Source organism: Bradyrhizobium sp. 23AC (genome assembly GCF_054863025.1).
Genome location: NZ_JAVAYN010000002.1, coordinates 1 through 16,591, shown reverse-complemented (window position 1 = coordinate 16,591; position 16,591 = coordinate 1). Strand labels below are relative to the sequence as shown.

The following is a 16,591-nucleotide window of genomic DNA, read 5'->3' as shown; positions in this document are numbered from 1 at the left end:
ACGCGAGATAGAGAAAAACAAAACGCCGGCGTGAGCCGGCGTTTTTTGTTTTTGGATCCACCATCTCCGCTGTCATCGTCCGCCTTGTGCGCACTTGCGCACTGAGGCGGACGATCCAGTATCCCAGAGACAGCAGTGATTGAGCCGAGAGGCCGCGGCGTACTGGATGCCCCGCCCCCGTGCGCAATTGCGCACTAGGCGGGGCATGACGTTGGAGGGAGTGCTACGCCCTCGGCGCGCAGCGGACGTAGACCATGTTGCCGTAGCGGGTGGCGGCGTCCTTGTCGATGAAGCGGGTGATCAGGACGCGGCCGTCGAAGGAGATGATTTCGCGGTCCTGCTCGCCGGGGGTCGGACCCGCCGGCCCGATGTAGTTCTTGCCGCTCGGCGAGCCCTTCAGCCGCAGCTCCTGCGGCGTTGCCTGGTCGGCCAGATGCATGATCACGCCGCCGGAGGAGCCGGCGGTGATCACATAGGGGTTCTTGCACTGGGCCCGGGCGGCAGCCTCGGTACGGGCGCGGTCGGCCGGGTTCTGGAACGAGGCGAGGCCCCAGCGGCCGACGATCTCGTCTGCGCGAATGGTCGCAGGCATTTCGGGTGCGACGCCCGGCTCGGCTTCGGGCGGCGGCGAGGACGACGAGAAGGACGGCAGGCTCATGCCGCCGCCGCAAGCGCCCAGCAGCAGCGCCAGACATGAGGCGGCGGCCAGATTGGCAACCGTGCGCGCGTGAGCTGAACTGATCATGGCATTCCCCCGAACAAGACCATGGCCGCACCCCTCCTGCAGCCAAGCGCAAAACCGCTGCCGGAGCAATGACGTCCTTTAATACGTCGGCGCCCCGAACAAGTTTCCAGTGCCACCATCCTATATCCGCCTCACCAATCGCTTAACCACCTTTGCTTGACAGGATCGCGGCCAAGCCATATTTCCGGGCCCACTATTAGCACTCGGAAAGCCCGATTGCTAAGCACGCCGTTCGATCCTCGGGATAGGGGATGGACGGAAGCGCCGCCCCACCCACTTCCACTACTTCCGAAGCGAGCCTCCAAAGGGAAACGTCATGGCTAAATCCAAATTTCGTCCGCTGCATGACCGTGTCGTGGTCAAACGTATCGACGCCGAGGAAAAGACCAAGGGCGGCATCATCATTCCGGACAGCGCCAAGGAAAAGCCGTCCCAGGGCGAGGTCGTCGCCGTCGGCCCCGGCGGCCGTGACGAGACCGGCAAGCTGACCCCGATCGACCTCAAGGTCGGCGACCGCGTGCTGTTCGGCAAATGGTCGGGCACCGAGGTCAAGATCGACAACGAAGAGCTCCTGATCATGAAGGAGTCGGACATCATGGGCGTACTGGCCTAAGGCCATCCGCCTGAACAGCCGCTGAATGTCTCATCGTCATGCCCGGGCAGAAGCGCGAAGCGCGTCTTCGCGCTAGGCGACCCGGGCATCCATCGTTTTTCGCAGGATGATGGATTGCCGGGCCTACGCCACGCCGAAGCGGCTTCGGCCGCGCAGGCGGGTCAGGCCCGGCAATGACGGAGAGAGAAGCGCCGCAGACACATCACCAAACACGAGGGATTGCTAAAATGGCTGCCAAAGACGTCAAGTTTTCCGGAGACGCGCGCGATCGCATGCTGCGCGGCGTCGACGTTCTCGCCAACGCCGTCAAGGTGACGCTCGGCCCGAAGGGCCGCAACGTCGTCATCGAGAAGAGCTTCGGCGCCCCCCGCATCACCAAGGACGGCGTCACCGTCGCCAAGGAGATCGAGCTCGAGGACAAGTTCGAGAACATGGGCGCCCAGATGGTGCGTGAGGTCGCCTCCAAGACCAACGACCTCGCCGGCGACGGCACCACCACCGCCACCGTGCTGGCCCAGGCCATCGTGCGCGAAGGCGCCAAGGCGGTTGCCGCCGGCATGAACCCGATGGACCTCAAGCGAGGCATCGACAGCGCGGTTGCGGCGGTCATCAAGGACATCGAGAAGCGCGCCAAGCCGGTCGCCGCCTCCTCCGAGGTCGCCCAGGTCGGCACCATCTCCGCCAACGGCGATGCCGCCATCGGCAAGATGATCGCCCAGGCGATGCAGAAGGTCGGCAACGAAGGCGTCATCACCGTCGAAGAGAACAAGTCGCTCGACACCGAAGTCGACATCGTCGAGGGCATGAAGTTCGACCGCGGCTATCTCAGCCCCTACTTCGTCACCAACCCCGAGAAGATGACCGCCGAGCTCGAGGATGCCTACATCCTCCTGCACGAGAAGAAGCTTTCGGGCCTGCAGGCCATGCTGCCGGTGCTGGAAGCCGTGGTGCAGTCGGGCAAGCCGCTCGTCATCATCGCCGAGGACGTCGAGGGCGAGGCGCTGGCCACCCTGGTCGTCAACCGCCTCCGCGGCGGCCTCAAGGTCGCCGCCGTCAAGGCGCCGGGCTTCGGCGATCGCCGCAAGGCCATGCTCGAGGACCTCGCCATCCTCACCGGCGGCCAGCTCATTTCCGAAGACCTCGGCATGAAGCTTGAGAACGTCACGGTGAAGATGCTGGGCCGCGCCGGCAAGGTCGTGATCGACAAGGAGAACACCACGATCGTCAAGGGCGCCGGCAAGAAGCCGGACATCGAGGCCCGTGTCGGCCAGATCAAGGCGCAGATCGAGGAGACCACCTCGGACTACGACCGTGAGAAGCTCCAGGAGCGTCTCGCCAAGCTGGCCGGCGGCGTCGCGGTGATCCGCGTCGGCGGCGCCACCGAGATCGAGGTCAAGGAGAAGAAGGACCGCGTCGAGGACGCCCTCAACGCCACCCGCGCCGCAGTGCAGGAAGGCATCGTCCCCGGCGGCGGCGTCGCGCTGCTCCGCGCCAAGAAGGCGGTGGGTCGTCTCACCAACGCCAATGCCGACGTCCAGGCCGGCATCAACATCGTGCTGAAGGCGCTGGAAGCTCCGATCCGCCAGATCTCCGAGAACGCGGGCGTGGAAGGCTCGATCGTGGTCGGCAAGATCCTTGAGAACAAGTCCGAGACCTTCGGCTTCGACGCCCAGAACGAGGACTATGTCGACATGGTCGAGAAGGGCATCATCGATCCCGCCAAGGTGGTGCGCACCGCGCTCCAGGACGCCTCCTCAGTGGCCGGCCTGCTGGTCACCACCGAGGCCATGGTCGCCGAAACGCCGAAGAAGGAAGCCTCGCCCGCGATGCCCGGCGGCGGCGGCATGGGCGGCTTCTAAGCCTCCGTTCCGTTACAATGTTGCGAAGGCCGCCTCCGGGCGGCCTTCTTTTTTGCCGACCCTGCCCCTCCGCTTTCCGATTCAACCGTCGGCCAAAACCCACTACGGTGACGCGCCGATTCGAATTGTTTGGGCATGATCCTCTCGGAAAACCGCTTCACACTTTTCCGGATCATGCCCGTTGCGCGAGGATTTCATCGATGCGTGCGCTTCTGGTTTGTTCGACAGCCCTTTTGGCAGCTCTGCTTGCAGCTTCTCCGCATCCCGCATCCGCCCAGATGAAGCTGTCGCCGAGGGCCACGACGCCCGGTGGTCCGGAGACACGCTATTTCACCTCGATCGACGGGCTGATGGACGGCAATGCCGACGTGATCCTGAAGGAGACGCGCCAGGGCAAGACGGTGACGGCGGCCGTGCTCGACGTCTGCTATCCCGTCGCAAAGAATTCCGACCGCAAGGACCGCTTCGTCGTCAACCTCCAGGTCGCGGGCCAGACCCTGACCGGCACCACGCAGAGCATCAGCGAGAAGTCGCCGGTCAGCGTCAAGCTGCTGCGCAAGCAGGCCGGCGACACCTTCGAATTCCGCGGCCAGATCAGCATTGGCCAGGTGGTGACCGAGGTGACCTCGCCCGACAATTCCGATCTCAGCGAGAAGGAATTTCAGGACAACCAGACCTCCGACGACGGCATCACGCCGCAGCCGAAGGATTTCACCGATGTCTCGCCGGAGGCGATCGCGGTCAAGGTCAAGCTCGATAGTGCAACCGACTTCCTGAAGAGCCTGAAGGGCCAGGCGGTCGAGGTGACGCTGGCGAGTCTCACGGTCGGCTGCGATGCGCTACGCGCAGGCGAGCAGACCATCAACATGTCGGTCGATCCCGAGCGCGCCGGCGCGCTGCTGGCGAAATTCAAGGCGACGCCGGGCGTCACCTCCGCGGGCTGGACCGCGGGCATGACCGAGATGGACCGCACCATACGCTTCGCCGCAGCCGACTGGCGCGAGGGCGACAAGATCAGCAAGGACAAGCTCGCGGCCGCCGTCTCGAACGTTTTGAGCCGGACGCTCGCGGCAAAGCCGGTCTCGCAGAGCTTCAACCCCGCCACAGGCAAGCTCAAGCTGGTCTTCAAGCGGCCGAACCCGGATTTCCCCGCGCTCGATCTCACCGACACGATCGAGGTCGCAGGGCTCGTCTCGCCCGACAAGCCGGGCACGACCGACAAGCTCATGCTGTGGATCGGCAGCCCCGCGACCACGACCGCCGACGAGAGCACCGGCGCCAAGCTCAATCTCTCCGACGACACGTCGGTCGACGAGGAAGGCGAGCAGCCCGACGACAACGGTTCGGTCGAGGCGCTCGCCAAGGAGCTCAGGGGCCAGCGCTGGGACGCCGACAAATCGGTTTGGAAGTAGGCTTCTCGTGCCCCGGACGCAGCGCAGCACGTCAGTGATGCGCTGCAGAGCCGGGGCCCAGAGGCTACGCGAAGTCGCCGATCGAGTCTGGGTCCCGGCTCTGCGCAGCAGCGTTGCACGCTGCAGCGCGTCCGGGACACGAGAGCGGGACCTAATTCCCCGTCGTGCGAAAACGCAGTGGCTTCGGGCCGATCAGCGTCAGCACGTCGCCCTGACGCTTCCAGGTCTCGACGCTGCTCAGTGCTGCGACCAGATCGTCGTCGGCCTGCGCCCTTGCCGGCGGGCAGGAGCGATCCTGGATCTGGCCGGGGACGAAGATCACGGTGTTGCCGGCGACCGAGAACTGGCCCTTGCCGCCCTTGCACCAGAGCTCGAGCACGACCTCGCCATGGTCGCCGATCTCGATGTTCGGAATTCGCTTCGAGCCTGCTTGCGGCAACGCTTCCAGCGTCATCTCGGTGCCGAACGGGAAACCATCCTCGGCACGCGCGACAATGGACATCGCGAGCATTGCAACCGCAGCACACACCAATCGCTTGAGCGAAACCATGAGACCTCTCGTCCGACCTGATTTGCCGCACCTTCTATAAGACGGCGGCGCCATTGAGAAGGTTCGCGCAACCTCAAGCGCGATGAGATTTGATTGGACGCAAAAATCCCCGCGGGGCGGAACCTCGCGGGGATTCGCGTTCGAGCCGGAGTTGGCCTGTTACTTCAGGACCATTGCCGTGAACGGCCAGACATAGGCCTGCAACGTCACGAGCACGCCGACAAGACAGGCCAGCACGATCGAGTGCCAGAACACGAAGCGCAGGATCGTGCCCTCGTGCCCGTACCAGTTGGTGGCAGTGGAGGCGACCACGATCGACTGCGCGTCGATCATCTTGCCCATCACGCCGCCGGACGAGTTCGCCGCGGCCATCAGCACCGGCGACAGGCCGAGCTGCTCGGAGGTGATCTTCTGCAGGTTTCCGAACAGCACGTTGGACGCCGTGTCCGATCCCGTCAGCGCCACGCCCAGCCAGCCGAGCAGCGTGCCGAAGAAGGGATAGAGCACGCCGGTTGCGGCGAAGGCGAGGCCGAGCGTCGCGTCGACGCCGGAGAGCCGCGTCAAGGTGCCGATCGCCAGCATCGCCGAGATCGTGATCAGCGAGATCGCACAGAGCCGGATGGTGCGGCCGTACTCGGTCACGAGCTTGCCGGGACCGACGCCCATCAGGACACCGGAGATGATCGCCGCGATCAGCATGCCGGTGCCGGTGAACGAGAGATAGGTGAAGCCGAACACCGCGCTCTCTTTCGTCGGCCCTGGCGCGACCGGCGGCATCTTGTTGATCATCTGGTGCAGCTCGGGCACGGGATAGTTCCAGACGAAGATCGAATTCGCCCAGGCCTTGAACGCCCCGTTGCCCCAGATCAGCATCACGATGCAAACGATGATCCACGGCAGCAGCGCGCCGAACAGTTCGCTCTGCGTCAGCGGCGTCTTGTCGAGCGGTTTGGCCGCCGCCATGGTGGCCGCCGATTCATCGCGGCCGCGCAGCGCCGGCGACAGCCAGAGCTGCCTGGGCTGCCAGACCTTCAGGAACAGGATCAGCGCACCCATCGAGATCAGCGACGCGCCGATGTCGACGATCCAGGGGTTGATGAAGTTCGAGATCACGAATTGCGGAACCGCGAACGACACGCCGGTGACCAGGATCGCCGGCCAGACATCCTTCATGCCCTTCCATCCCGCGAACGCCCACACCACCCAGAACGGCACGATCAGCGAGAAGACCGGCAATTGCCGGCCGACCATCGCGCCGAGGATGTAGGGATCGAGCCCGGTGACCGAGGCAAGGCCCTGGATCGGCGTGCCCAGCGCGCCGTAGGCGACCGGCGCGGTGTTGGCGATCAGCGACAGGCCGGACGCCGCCAGCGGCGAGAAGCCGAGGCCGATCAGCACGGCACCGGTGATGGCGACCGGCGTGCCGAAGCCCGAGGCGCCCTCGAAGAACGCGCCGAAGGAGAACGCGATCAGCAGCAATTGCAGCCGCCGGTCCTCGGTGACACCCCCGATGGCGCGCTTGAGCAATTCGAAGCGTCCCGTGCTCACCGTCACCTGGTAGAGGAAGATGACGTTGAGGACGATCCAGCCGATCGGGAAAAAGCCGGTGACGATGCCCAGCACCGAGGCGCGGATCGACATGTTCGCCGGCATGGTGAAGACGAAGATCGTGATCAGATTGGCCACGATCACGGCGATGATCGCCGCGATATGCGCCTGGACGCGGCCGCTCGCGATCAGGACCAGCAGCGTGACGACGGGCACCGCCGCCGCAATCGTCGACAGCACAGGGCTGTGCAGCGGATCATAGACTTGATTCCACATGGTCTTCCTCCCCCACGCATGTTTGCGGCAGACGGCCCGCGTGGAGAGCCGATCCTGCTTGACGCTGGAAGCGATAACCCCCGAGCTGGACGCGAATTCCTCGCGAATGCGGCGGTTCCCATCCCGCTCACAAGCTCGCGAAATCCCAGAGCACCCCACCCCGCGCCGTCGAACCCCATGCTAGGGTTGCAAGCTGCGACAAGCCAACGCAAATTGCAGCACTTGCGACTTTAGTCTAAGCGCGCCCATTTCCGCCATTGCCTCAAGCCTCTGGCTCCGGGCCGTTGTGCACATCCCCCTAGGAGACTCCGCTCTGTGAAGAACCTCAGCGCCACGCTCGCGATCGTCTGGCGAATCGCCGTCCCCTATTTCCGGTCGGAGGACAAATGGGCCGGCCGCGGCCTGCTCGCCGTCGTCGTCGCAATGGAGCTGGTGCTGGTCGCGATCAACGTGCTGCTCAATCAATGGCAGAACCGGTTCTACAGCGCATTGCAGGCCTACGATCTGCCCGAATTCGTCAAGGAGGTCTGGATCTTCCTTGGGCTTGCCTTCACCTTCGTCGCGCTGGCCGTCTACAAGCTCTACCTGAACCAGTGGCTCCAGATCCGCTGGCGGCAATGGCTGACGCAACACTATCTCGGCGAATGGCTCGAGGGCGCCACGCATTACCGCATGCAGCTCAAGGGCGATGCCGCCGACAATCCGGACCAGCGCATCACCGAGGACGTCAAGAATTTCGTCGAGCAAACGCTGACCATCGGCCTTGGCCTTTTGTCGTCGATCGTGACGCTGGCTTCGTTCGTCGTCATCCTCTGGGGTCTGTCCTACAAGGCACCCTTATACATTTACGGCACCGATATCCTCGTGCCCGGTTTTCTGGTCTGGTGCGCCCTGGCCTACGCGATCGTCGGTACCGCGCTGACCCACTGGATCGGCGCCCCGCTCATCAATCTCAATTTCGAGCAGCAGCGCTTTGAGGCCGACTTTCGCTTCAACCTGATCCGCGTGCGCGAAAATTCCGAGCAGATCGCCCTTCTGAAAGGCGAGAACGCGGAGCGAGGGCATCTCCTGCGGCGCTTCGGCTTCGTCATCGGCAATTGGTACGAGATCATGGGCCGGACCAAGCGCCTGACCGCCTTCACGGCAAGCTACGGACAGGCTGCGACGCTCTTTCCCTATGTGGTGGTGGCGCCTGCCTACTTCGCCAAGCGCATCCAGCTCGGCGACATGATGCAGACCGGCTCGGCGTTCGGCAGCGTGCAGGATGCGCTGTCGTTCTTCGTCACCGCCTATCGCTCGCTCGCAGAGTGGCGCGCGGTGATCGCCCGCCTCGATGGCTTCGAGATGTCGGTCAGCTCCGCCGCCCACGGCGCGGCGCTCGAACCGACCATCGACGTCGCACCATCGAACGGCAAGGCAATCGCGCTCGAGCAATTGCTCGTCAAACTGCCGAACGGCGCGCCTCTGGTCGCAGCCGATGCCTTCACGATCCAGCCGTCGGAGCGGGTGCTGGTGACCGGCCCCTCGGGCTCCGGCAAGTCGACACTGTTCCGGGCCATCGCCGGCGTCTGGCCGTTCGGCACCGGCACGATCGCTATTCCCGAGACGTCGAAGCTGATGATGCTGCCGCAGCGGCCGTATTTCCCGATCGGCGCGCTTGGCGACGCCGTCATCTACCCGACCGAGCACGGCTCCGTCCCGCCCGAGAAGATCCGCGACGCCTTGATTGCCGTCGGCCTGCCGCGGCTGGCGGACCGGCTCGACGAGCACGGCCACTGGAACCGGACATTGTCGCTCGGCGAACAGCAACGCCTTGGGCTTGCCCGTGCGCTGCTGCACATGCCGGACTATCTCTTCCTCGACGAGGCGACCGCCTCGCTGGACGAGCCGTCCGAGGACCGGCTTTATCGGCTGCTGACGGAGAAGCTGCCGCAGGCCACCATCGTCTCGATCGGCCACCGCTCGACGCTCGACGCCTTCCACACCCGGAAGGTGGCGTTGGTGGAGGACGGCGATATCCACGTCCTCGGTAAAGCCGGCGAGCCGGCCCGGGCGGAGCCGACCGCGGCGCGCTGAGCGGCCGGCCGGCGTCTCGGACGACCAAGGCTGGGCACCCGGCCCCAAAGCAAAAGGGCGGCAGATTGCTCTGCCGCCCTCAGATGGTCTCGGGAACAAACTTACTTCAGGTTGGTCATCGCCGTCAGGTCGAACGAGAGCTTGGCGATGCCGGTCGCGCCGCACCACTTGGAGCCGACGCCCGACGGATTGATGCTGCTGAAGCTGCTGCTGAAGGTGGCGGTGTTGTCGCTGGTGAAGGCGTTGCAGTTGGCCTTCGAGAGATCGGTGTCGGAGTAACGGAGATCCAGGGTCATCACCTTGTAGGTGAAGCCGACGCCGACGTTCCAGGTGTTGTAGTCAGCGTATTTGATGCCGTTCGGGAACGGGCCGCCGCCAAGCGGGCTGGCGATGCCGGTGCCGTAGAATGAGTCGGAGGTGCCGAACCACTGACGACCGAATTCGCCCGACACATACATGCCGACGCCGCTTGAGCCGAACGTCGTGCTCGGTGCCGTCCACTTGGCCGTGAGCGAGGTGTAGTTGCCCCAGGCGCCGGTGTTGAGGAAGTTCGGCGAATAGAACTCGTTGATGCCGAACGCCCAGTTGTCGTTCACCGTGTAGGTCATCTTGCCGTAGACTTCGAAGAAGCTGACGTCCTTCTTCATGACGTTTCCGTTCGCCAACGCGTTGGCGGCGCATTCTGCGCTGAGCGGATTGCCGGCGGTGTCGAAGCCGGCGCCGTAGTAGCAGGTCCCACCCGGATACAGGTAACCCCAGACGCCGATGTCGAAGGCGAAGGCACCGAAGGTCGGGCGGATACCGCCGTAGATGTCGATCTCAGCCGCGGCGCGGTTCGGGAAGGAAATGCTCTCACCGGCGACGCCGACATAGAGCTGCAGGTCCTTGGTGACGTTGTAGCGCGGCTCGAAATAAGCCGCGACCGACGGCTTGTTGTTCGACTGGGTGATACCGCGGAAGACGTAGTTGCTCATGATCGCGCCGCCGAAGGCGATATCCCAGGGGTCGAAGGCGGGTGGCGGCGGGGCCTTCAATGCCTTCACGCGCAAGTCTGCCGCGAAAGCCGAACCCGTCGTCACCATTGCCAGCGCCGTTGCCAACAAAGCCACTTTCTTCATTTCGATCCCCATCGCCAGTTCTTACCCAGTCGGATCCCGGAAGCCCCCCGGGCAAACGACTTGTCTGCAAAATTGCGTTACTGCGACAATCTGGATTGAGGGATGGGGACCGTGAAGCAAAAATCACGGGCATCTGCCGACTTTTTGGGCGTTTTGACGATTCCACGAAAGGTTGTCGCCCTGTGTGTCTTCTCGATCACATTATTTGCATTCCAAAGTGCACGGAGGGACCGTGCAAGTACGGGGAAGGCAGCTAGCGCGGCAACCGGGCTACGAATCAGCCGGACGCGGGAAAGGACGGCGTCCGGAGGGCCTTTTGGCGATGCAAAAAGGCCGCAGCGTCACCGCAGCGGCCTTCCCTGTTGGCGATCGCGGTCGCAGGACGGGAGCTAGCTTTGCCCCTCGGCCGGTGCCGCTTCCGCAGAAGACGAAGGCATCGCCCAGCTCGTCTCGGCGGCCGGCTCGGGAGCCGGAGCTGGCGCTGACGGCTTCGGCGCGGGAGCTGCCTTCGCCTTCTTCGGTGCCGCTTTCTTCGCGGCCTTCTTCGGCGCAGCCGGCTTGGCTGCTTTCTTGGCTGCCTTCTTCACAGCCTTCTTGGCGGCCTTCTTTGGGGCGGCCTTCTTCGAAGCTTTCTTGGCTGCTTTCTTGGTAGATTTTTTGGCAGACTTCTTCGCGGACTTCTTGGCTGCCTTCTTCGCGGATTTCTTCGCCGCTACAGCCTTCTTCGCCTTTTTGGCCTTCCTGCTTTTTTTCTTCTTCGCTTTCGCCATCGTGGTCCTCCTGTTGTCGACGAACAATGGTCGATCGGGCGTCGTTCTACCGCCGCCTCCGGAGGAAAGCTCAGGCTTGAAAGCTCAAACTTGCGCGTTCAATGCCGGCCGCGACCCGCCCGTAGCCCAATCGAGAAGCTCAATCGTGTGTACGACCGGAACTGACGTGCCACTGGCAATCTGCACCATGCAGCCGATATTGCCCGCGGCAATCATGTCCGGCTTGACGCTTGCGATGTTGGCGACCTTGCGATCGCGCAACCGGCCCGCAAGCTCGGGCTGGAGAATGTTGTAGGTCCCCGCCGAACCGCAACACAAATGGCTCTCCGGTACATCTTTCACCACGAATCCATTCTTGGAAAGCAATTCTTTCGGAAGGCCCGTGATTTTCTGCCCATGCTGCAACGAACACGCCGAGTGATAGGCGACGACGATGTTATCCTGTCGCGCAGTCGGCTCGAGTGCGAGGCCGGCGATGTATTCGGTGATGTCCTTGGCGAGCGCGGACACCTTCGCCGCATCGGCGGCGAACGCAGCATCCTCGCGCAGCAGATAGCCGTAGTCCTTGATCACTGTGCCGCAGCCGGACGCCGTCACCAGGATGGCGTCGAGCCCCTCGCCGGCCGCTTCCTTCCGCCACGCCACGACGTTGGCTCGCGCCCGCGCCAATGCATCCTGATCGTTGCCGAGGTGATGGGTCAGCGCGCCGCAGCACTGCTCGTCCCGGACCAGGACAACCTCGACGCCGTGGCGGGTGAGAAGACTGATGGCCGCCTGGTTGATGCGCGGCGCCAGGACCTGCTGGGCGCAGCCCTGGAGCAGCGCGACCCGGCCGCGCTTCTTGCCGAGCGCCGCGAACACGCTGCCGGCGGCGGGGCCCGGCGGCGGCAGCCGGTGCGGGGCCAGCGCCAGCATCGCCTTGATGCGCTGGATCAGGCCGGGCGTCGCCGAGGGCCGCGGCGTCGGCAGGAAAACGGCAAGCGGACGGGCCAGCCGCGCCAGCACCATGCTCGCGCGGAAACGCTGCGGATCCGGCAGGACGAAGGCCAGCACCTGTCGCAGCAGCCGCTCGGCCAGGGGCCGCTCATAGCGCTGCTCGATCCTGACCCGGGCCTGGTCGACGAGATGCATGTAGTTCACCCCTGAGGGGCAGGTCGTCATGCAGGCCAGGCACGACAGGCAGCGGTCGACATGCTTGACCACCTCCGCCGTCGGCGCCTGGTCCTTCTCCAGCATCTCCTTGATCAGGTAGATGCGGCCGCGCGGGCTATCGAGCTCGTCGCCGAGCAGCACATAGGTCGGACAGGTTGCGGTGCAGAAGCCGCAATGGACGCAGGCGCGCAGGATCTTGTCGGCTTCCGCGATGTCGGGATCGGCAAGCTGGGCAAGTGAGAATTCGGTCTTCATGCCACAGCGCCTCGGCTCAAGCGCCCCCGGTTGAGAACAGTCTTTGGATCGAAACTGGCGCGCACCCGCTCGCTCAGGGCGGCAATGCCTGATGCCTGCGGATGAAAGACATCGACATCGCGCCTGACGTCCTCGGCTGCCCGGATCAGCGTGGCGTGGCCGCCGACGGCGTTGGCACGCATCCGCACCGCCGGGGCATGCGCGTCGCCCTTCGGTGGCAGCGCCGCCCAGATCAGCCCGCCGCCCCAATCATAGATCACGTCGCCGCCGGTCTCGCGCGCCAATTGCGTGCCGAGCGCAGCGCCCGACGCCGGCGGGCAGACGATCCGCCAGACCGGCCAGGCGCCGAGCGCGCCGCCGGCCGCGAACGGCAGCACGTCACGGAGGGTGGCCCACAGCGCCGCGGACGCCGCGTCCTCGATCAAAGTCGCGGTTCCGAACGGCGCCAGCAATTCGCGCAGCGAGTTGGCGCGGTGGGCGGCCGAGGCCGTGATGCCCTCGAGCCGCAGCACGGTCAGCGCCTCACCTTGGCCTGCGAGATCGCCAAGCCCGCCGGTCTTGGCCCGGAACGCCGATTTCGGCAGGTGCGCCGCACCGGAGACGTCGAAGGGCGAGCCGAGCGCCGCGGTCATCGCCTTGTTGGCGGCGGCATCGTCGAGGCCGCTTAGCAGCAGCGTCCGCTCGGCCTCGGGCTTGGGCATCACCTTCAGCGTGACCTCAGTCATGACAGACAGCGTGCCCCAGGACCCCGCGAGCAACTTGCAGAGGTCGTAGCCGGTGACGTTCTTCACCACCTTGCCGCCGGTCTTGAAGCTGTCCCCGAAGCCGGAGACGGCGTGCGCCCCGAGCAAATGGTCGCGCGCCCCGCCCGCCCTGATCCGCCGCGGACCGGCGAGCCCGGCCGCGATCATGCCGCCGATGGTCCCGAGCGCGGGCGTGCCGAGCAGCGGCGCCGTGTTCATCGGCTCGAAGGCGAATTGCTGGTTCTTGGCGTCGATCAGCGACAGCACGTCGCCCAGCGGCGCACCGGCCTGGAGCGTGATGATCAGCTCGTTCGGCTCGTAGGAGGTGACGGCGTTCAGCGCAGAGAGGTCGAGCACGGCGTTGGTCGCCATGGCATGGCCGATGCCGCGCTTAGAGCCATGACCGATGATCTCGAGCGGCTGCTCATTGGCAATCGCCGCGCGCACCACCTCTTCGACGTCTTTGGCGTCTCTGACCTTAAGCGTATCCACGACTGAGCCGGTATCCAAGTTTAGAACGGAAAGCAAATTTGGCGCGTTGCAGCGAGGCGCAGCGACCGGCGCTAGAACCGCGGCAAATCAGGAAACGCCAGCTTGCCGGCATGCACATGCATGCGGCCGAGCTCGGCGCAGCGGTGCAGGGTCGGAAATACCTTTCCGGGATTGAGCAGGCCTTGCGAATCGAAGGCGCATTTCAGCCGCTGCTGCTGGTTGAGGTCGATCTCGCTGAACATGTCAGGCATCAGGTCGCGCTTCTCGATGCCGACGCCGTGCTCGCCGGTGAGCACGCCTCCGAACTCGACGCAGGCGCGCAGGATGTCGGCGCCGAAGGCTTCGGCGCGCTCGATCTCGCCGGGCTTGTTGGCATCGTAGAGGATCAGCGGGTGCAGATTGCCGTCGCCGGCGTGGAACACGTTGGCGCAGCCGAGCTGATATTTTTCGCCGAGCTCGCGGATGCGCGCCAGCGCCTTCGGCAGCGCGCCGCGCGGGATGGTGCCGTCCATGCAGAGATAATCGGGCGAGATCCGGCCCACGGCGGGGAACGCGGCCTTGCGGCCTGCCCAGAACAGATTGCGCTCGGCCTCCGAATTGGAGATCTGCAGCGTTACCGAGCCGCAGCCTCGTGCAATGGTCTCGACCCGCGTGATCAGCTCGTCGACCTCGATCTTGGGGCCGTCGAGCTCGATGATGAGCAGCGCTTCGACATCGAGCGGATAGCCGGCATGGACGAAGGCCTCGGCGGCGTGGATCGCCGGCTTGTCCATCATCTCCATGCCGCCAGGGATGATGCCGGCGCCGATGATGCGGGCCACGCATTCGCCGGCGGCCTCGACCTCGGCGAAGCCGACCATCAAGGCGCGCGCCGTCTCCGGCTTCTGCAGGATGCGCACCGTGACCTCGGTGATGACGCCGAGCAGCCCTTCCGAGCCGGTGATGACGCCCATCAAATCGTAGCCCGGGTTCTCGCACCCCTTGCCGCCGATGCGCAGGATCTCGCCGCTCATCAGCACGATCTCGCAACCGAGCACGTTGTTGGTGGTCATGCCGTATTTGAGGCAGTGCACGCCGCCGGAATTCTCCGCGACATTGCCGCCGATCGAGCAGGCGATCTGCGAGGACGGGTCGGGCGCGTAATAGAAGCCGGCATGAGCGACCGCCTGGCTGATGGCGAGGTTGGTGACGCCGGGCTCGGTGACGACGACGCGATTGTCGAAATCGATCTCGCGGATGCGCTTGAACTTGCCGAGCCCCAGCAGCACGCCGTCTTCGAGCGGCAGCGCCCCGCCTGATAGCGATGTGCCGGAGCCGCGCGGCACCACCTTGATACCTTGCCCTGCACAATATTTCAGGATCAGCGAGACCTGCTCGGTCGTATCGGGCAGCACCACGACCATCGGCGGCTGCCGATAGGCCGTCAGCCCGTCGGATTCATAGGCCCGCATCTCCGCAGGCGTATCGATCACGCCCTCGCCGGGCACGATCGCGCGCAATGCAGCAACGATCTCGGCACGGCGCGCGAGCACGGCCTGGTCGCTCGCAGGCATCATGATGGCCATAATCTATCCTTCATGACTTATCCTTCCGGCTTCCGCCGCATGATCAATTTGTCTCGGCAAATCAATCACGTCCGCGCCTGTTTGGGTAGGCCATCCGAAAGTCGGATCGACGATCCTTCGCCAGTTCGCTCTGGGACAAGTCGGAAATCATGAAACCTGTCATGGTTTGGTGGCTTGTCCAGGCCGAGCAGGCCTGCCAAAACCGCCCGGTCGGGCGATTGCCGATCCGGCGAGCGACCGACCAGGCCAGACCCACCAGGGAAGAGACGAAGAGCATCCGATGACAAAACTGACTTTTGGCGCACTGACGATCCTCACCATGATTGCCACCGCACCCGCCGCGATGGCGCAGGATGTCGCGGCCGGCAAGACATCGTTCAACAAATGCCTGGCCTGCCACGCGATCGGCGAAGGCGCCAAGAACAAGGTCGGCCCCGAGCTCAACGGTCTCAACGGCCGCAAGTCGGGCACGGCCGAGGGCTACAGCTACTCGGACGCGAACAAGAATTCCGGCATCACCTGGGACGAGGCCGTGTTCAAGGAATACATCAAGGACCCCAAGGCCAAGATCCCCGGCACCAAGATGGCGTTCGCCGGCATCAAGAACGAGACCGAGATCAACAATCTCTGGTCTTATGTCTCCCAGTTCGACAAGGACGGGAAGATCAAGCAGTAAGCACGGATCCGTCGACAGCTTCGGCTTCGGTTCTGACCGAGTCAGAACCGAAGCTGCGGTTTTTGTTTGACGCGTTTCTTCGCGCCGTCATTGCAAGCGCAGCGACTTGTCCGCCGAAGCCTTGCCCGCCGAAGCCTTGTCCGCCGAAGCCTTGGCGAAGGCGGAAGCAATCCAGAACCCCTCCTCCGAAAGATTCTGGATTGCTTCGTCGCAAGAGCTCCTCGAAATGACGAGGATGAGGCGGCATCGCGATGCTCCAATGCACATCCCAGCTGCAGTGCCGTAGGGTGGGCAAAGGCGCATAGCGCCGTGCCCACGATCTCCCTCCATGAGCGACAAGGCGTGGGCACGCTGCGCTTTGCCCACCCTACGAGATCGAGGTTGTGGCACGCAGCTCAGCTCGCGGACATGCCTTCGCGTTCTCGCGGCGCGTTCGCCCGAGCTTTGCTTGGTCTCGCTACCCTCTAAAGCCAAGAGGGCGCAGGGAAGGCCGGGTGCTGGCTCGCACCCGCGGTCTGCTGCGCAATAGGCACACGCAGAAGAACCGCACAGCAGCATACAGGTGGTGCCGATCACTCGGCCTTCCCTGCGCAGTGGCTGGACGGCTTATGCCGTGATCTCCCGGGAGCCGACCATTCCTTCTGGCCTCCCTCGCCCCGCGAATTTGGATGATGCAGTCTGCCCGGTTGGGCTCGCTCGCACCTTCGCAGGACTTGACCGTAGCAACGACGGCCAGGACCA

Annotated in this window: 13 protein-coding genes; 5 read left to right on the top strand and 8 right to left on the bottom strand. The window is 64.5% G+C overall.

The annotated features are described in order from the left end of the window. Nucleotides 1–223: 223 nt before the first annotated feature. Nucleotides 224–745 carry a hypothetical protein gene (locus tag RAD10_RS05145; RefSeq protein ID WP_026202636.1) on the bottom strand — a complete coding sequence of 174 codons (522 nt, stop codon included), beginning with the start codon at nucleotides 743–745 and terminating at the stop codon, nucleotides 224–226. Nucleotides 746–1,061: 316 nt separating this feature from the next. On the opposite strand from RAD10_RS05145, the gene RAD10_RS05140 reads away from it, so the two are divergent. The 3 genes from RAD10_RS05140 (at nucleotide 1,062) to RAD10_RS05130 (ending at nucleotide 4,629) form a co-directional block, all read left to right on the top strand. Further along, nucleotides 1,062–1,358, top strand: a complete 297-nt coding sequence (locus RAD10_RS05140; RefSeq protein ID WP_018321905.1) for a co-chaperone GroES — start codon at nucleotides 1,062–1,064, stop codon at nucleotides 1,356–1,358. Between the two features lie 227 nt (nucleotides 1,359–1,585). After that, nucleotides 1,586–3,217: a chaperonin GroEL gene (groL, locus tag RAD10_RS05135; RefSeq protein WP_091958762.1), complete on the top strand. Its 1,632-nt coding sequence runs from the start codon at nucleotides 1,586–1,588 to the stop codon at nucleotides 3,215–3,217. 200 nt (nucleotides 3,218–3,417) lie between these two features. Then, entirely contained in the window at nucleotides 3,418–4,629 is a 1,212-nt protein-coding gene (locus RAD10_RS05130) for a hypothetical protein (protein ID WP_461616595.1), read from the top strand. 151 nt (nucleotides 4,630–4,780) lie between these two features. Here RAD10_RS05130 and RAD10_RS05125 read toward each other — a convergent pair whose 3' ends face one another. Together RAD10_RS05125 and RAD10_RS05120 are read right to left on the bottom strand one after the other, a co-directional pair. Further along, nucleotides 4,781–5,179, bottom strand: a complete 399-nt coding sequence (locus RAD10_RS05125) for an META domain-containing protein (protein WP_038971171.1) — start codon at nucleotides 5,177–5,179, stop codon at nucleotides 4,781–4,783. A gap of 159 nt (nucleotides 5,180–5,338) precedes the next feature. Then, nucleotides 5,339–7,003, bottom strand: a complete 1,665-nt coding sequence (locus tag RAD10_RS05120) for an L-lactate permease (RefSeq protein ID WP_461616594.1) — start codon at nucleotides 7,001–7,003, stop codon at nucleotides 5,339–5,341. 315 nt (nucleotides 7,004–7,318) lie between these two features. Here RAD10_RS05120 and RAD10_RS05115 point away from each other — a divergent pair, with 315 nt between their 5' ends. After that, nucleotides 7,319–9,079: an ABC transporter ATP-binding protein/permease gene (locus tag RAD10_RS05115; RefSeq protein ID WP_461616593.1), complete on the top strand. Its 1,761-nt coding sequence runs from the start codon at nucleotides 7,319–7,321 to the stop codon at nucleotides 9,077–9,079. A 101-nt stretch (nucleotides 9,080–9,180) separates the two neighbouring features. Here the strand turns inward: RAD10_RS05115 and RAD10_RS05110 are convergent, their stop codons facing one another. The 5 genes from RAD10_RS05110 to RAD10_RS05090 form a co-directional block, all read right to left on the bottom strand. Continuing rightward, nucleotides 9,181–10,197 carry a TorF family putative porin gene (locus RAD10_RS05110; protein ID WP_461616592.1) on the bottom strand — a complete coding sequence of 339 codons (1,017 nt, stop codon included), beginning with the start codon at nucleotides 10,195–10,197 and terminating at the stop codon, nucleotides 9,181–9,183. A 389-nt stretch (nucleotides 10,198–10,586) separates the two neighbouring features. Continuing rightward, nucleotides 10,587–10,967: a histone gene (locus RAD10_RS05105; protein WP_461616591.1), complete on the bottom strand. Its 381-nt coding sequence runs from the start codon at nucleotides 10,965–10,967 to the stop codon at nucleotides 10,587–10,589. Between the two features lie 84 nt (nucleotides 10,968–11,051). After that, nucleotides 11,052–12,374, bottom strand: coding sequence for a glycolate oxidase subunit GlcF (glcF, locus tag RAD10_RS05100; RefSeq protein ID WP_461616590.1), 1,323 nt, complete (start codon nucleotides 12,372–12,374; stop codon nucleotides 11,052–11,054). Beyond that, entirely contained in the window at nucleotides 12,371–13,609 is a 1,239-nt protein-coding gene (locus RAD10_RS05095) for an FAD-binding protein (protein WP_461616589.1), read from the bottom strand. Before RAD10_RS05095 ends, glcF begins: the two co-directional genes overlap by 4 nt. A gap of 71 nt (nucleotides 13,610–13,680) precedes the next feature. Further along, on the bottom strand, nucleotides 13,681–15,174 hold the full coding sequence (locus RAD10_RS05090) for an FAD-linked oxidase C-terminal domain-containing protein (RefSeq protein ID WP_028140084.1): 1,494 nt from the start codon (nucleotides 15,172–15,174) through the stop codon (nucleotides 13,681–13,683). A gap of 280 nt (nucleotides 15,175–15,454) precedes the next feature. Between RAD10_RS05090 and cycA the strand changes: the two genes are divergently transcribed. Further along, nucleotides 15,455–15,850 carry a cytochrome c-550 CycA gene (gene cycA, locus RAD10_RS05085; RefSeq protein WP_091958783.1) on the top strand — a complete coding sequence of 132 codons (396 nt, stop codon included), beginning with the start codon at nucleotides 15,455–15,457 and terminating at the stop codon, nucleotides 15,848–15,850. Nucleotides 15,851–16,591: the final 741 nt, after the last annotated feature.

Coding starts and splice junctions, on each gene's coding strand:
- RAD10_RS05140 (WP_018321905.1), top strand. CDS start 1,062: ATGGCTAAATCCAAATTTCGTCCGCTGCATGACCGTGTCGTGGTCAAA.
- cycA (WP_091958783.1), top strand. CDS start 15,455: ATGACAAAACTGACTTTTGGCGCACTGACGATCCTCACCATGATTGCC.
- RAD10_RS05110 (WP_461616592.1), bottom strand. CDS start 10,197: ATGAAGAAAGTGGCTTTGTTGGCAACGGCGCTGGCAATGGTGACGACG.
- RAD10_RS05120 (WP_461616594.1), bottom strand. CDS start 7,003: ATGTGGAATCAAGTCTATGATCCGCTGCACAGCCCTGTGCTGTCGACG.
- RAD10_RS05090 (WP_028140084.1), bottom strand. CDS start 15,174: ATGGCCATCATGATGCCTGCGAGCGACCAGGCCGTGCTCGCGCGCCGT.
- glcF (WP_461616590.1), bottom strand. CDS start 12,374: ATGAAGACCGAATTCTCACTTGCCCAGCTTGCCGATCCCGACATCGCG.
- RAD10_RS05105 (WP_461616591.1), bottom strand. CDS start 10,967: ATGGCGAAAGCGAAGAAGAAAAAAAGCAGGAAGGCCAAAAAGGCGAAG.
- RAD10_RS05145 (WP_026202636.1), bottom strand. CDS start 745: ATGATCAGTTCAGCTCACGCGCGCACGGTTGCCAATCTGGCCGCCGCC.
- RAD10_RS05125 (WP_038971171.1), bottom strand. CDS start 5,179: ATGGTTTCGCTCAAGCGATTGGTGTGTGCTGCGGTTGCAATGCTCGCG.
- groL (WP_091958762.1), top strand. CDS start 1,586: ATGGCTGCCAAAGACGTCAAGTTTTCCGGAGACGCGCGCGATCGCATG.
- RAD10_RS05130 (WP_461616595.1), top strand. CDS start 3,418: ATGCGTGCGCTTCTGGTTTGTTCGACAGCCCTTTTGGCAGCTCTGCTT.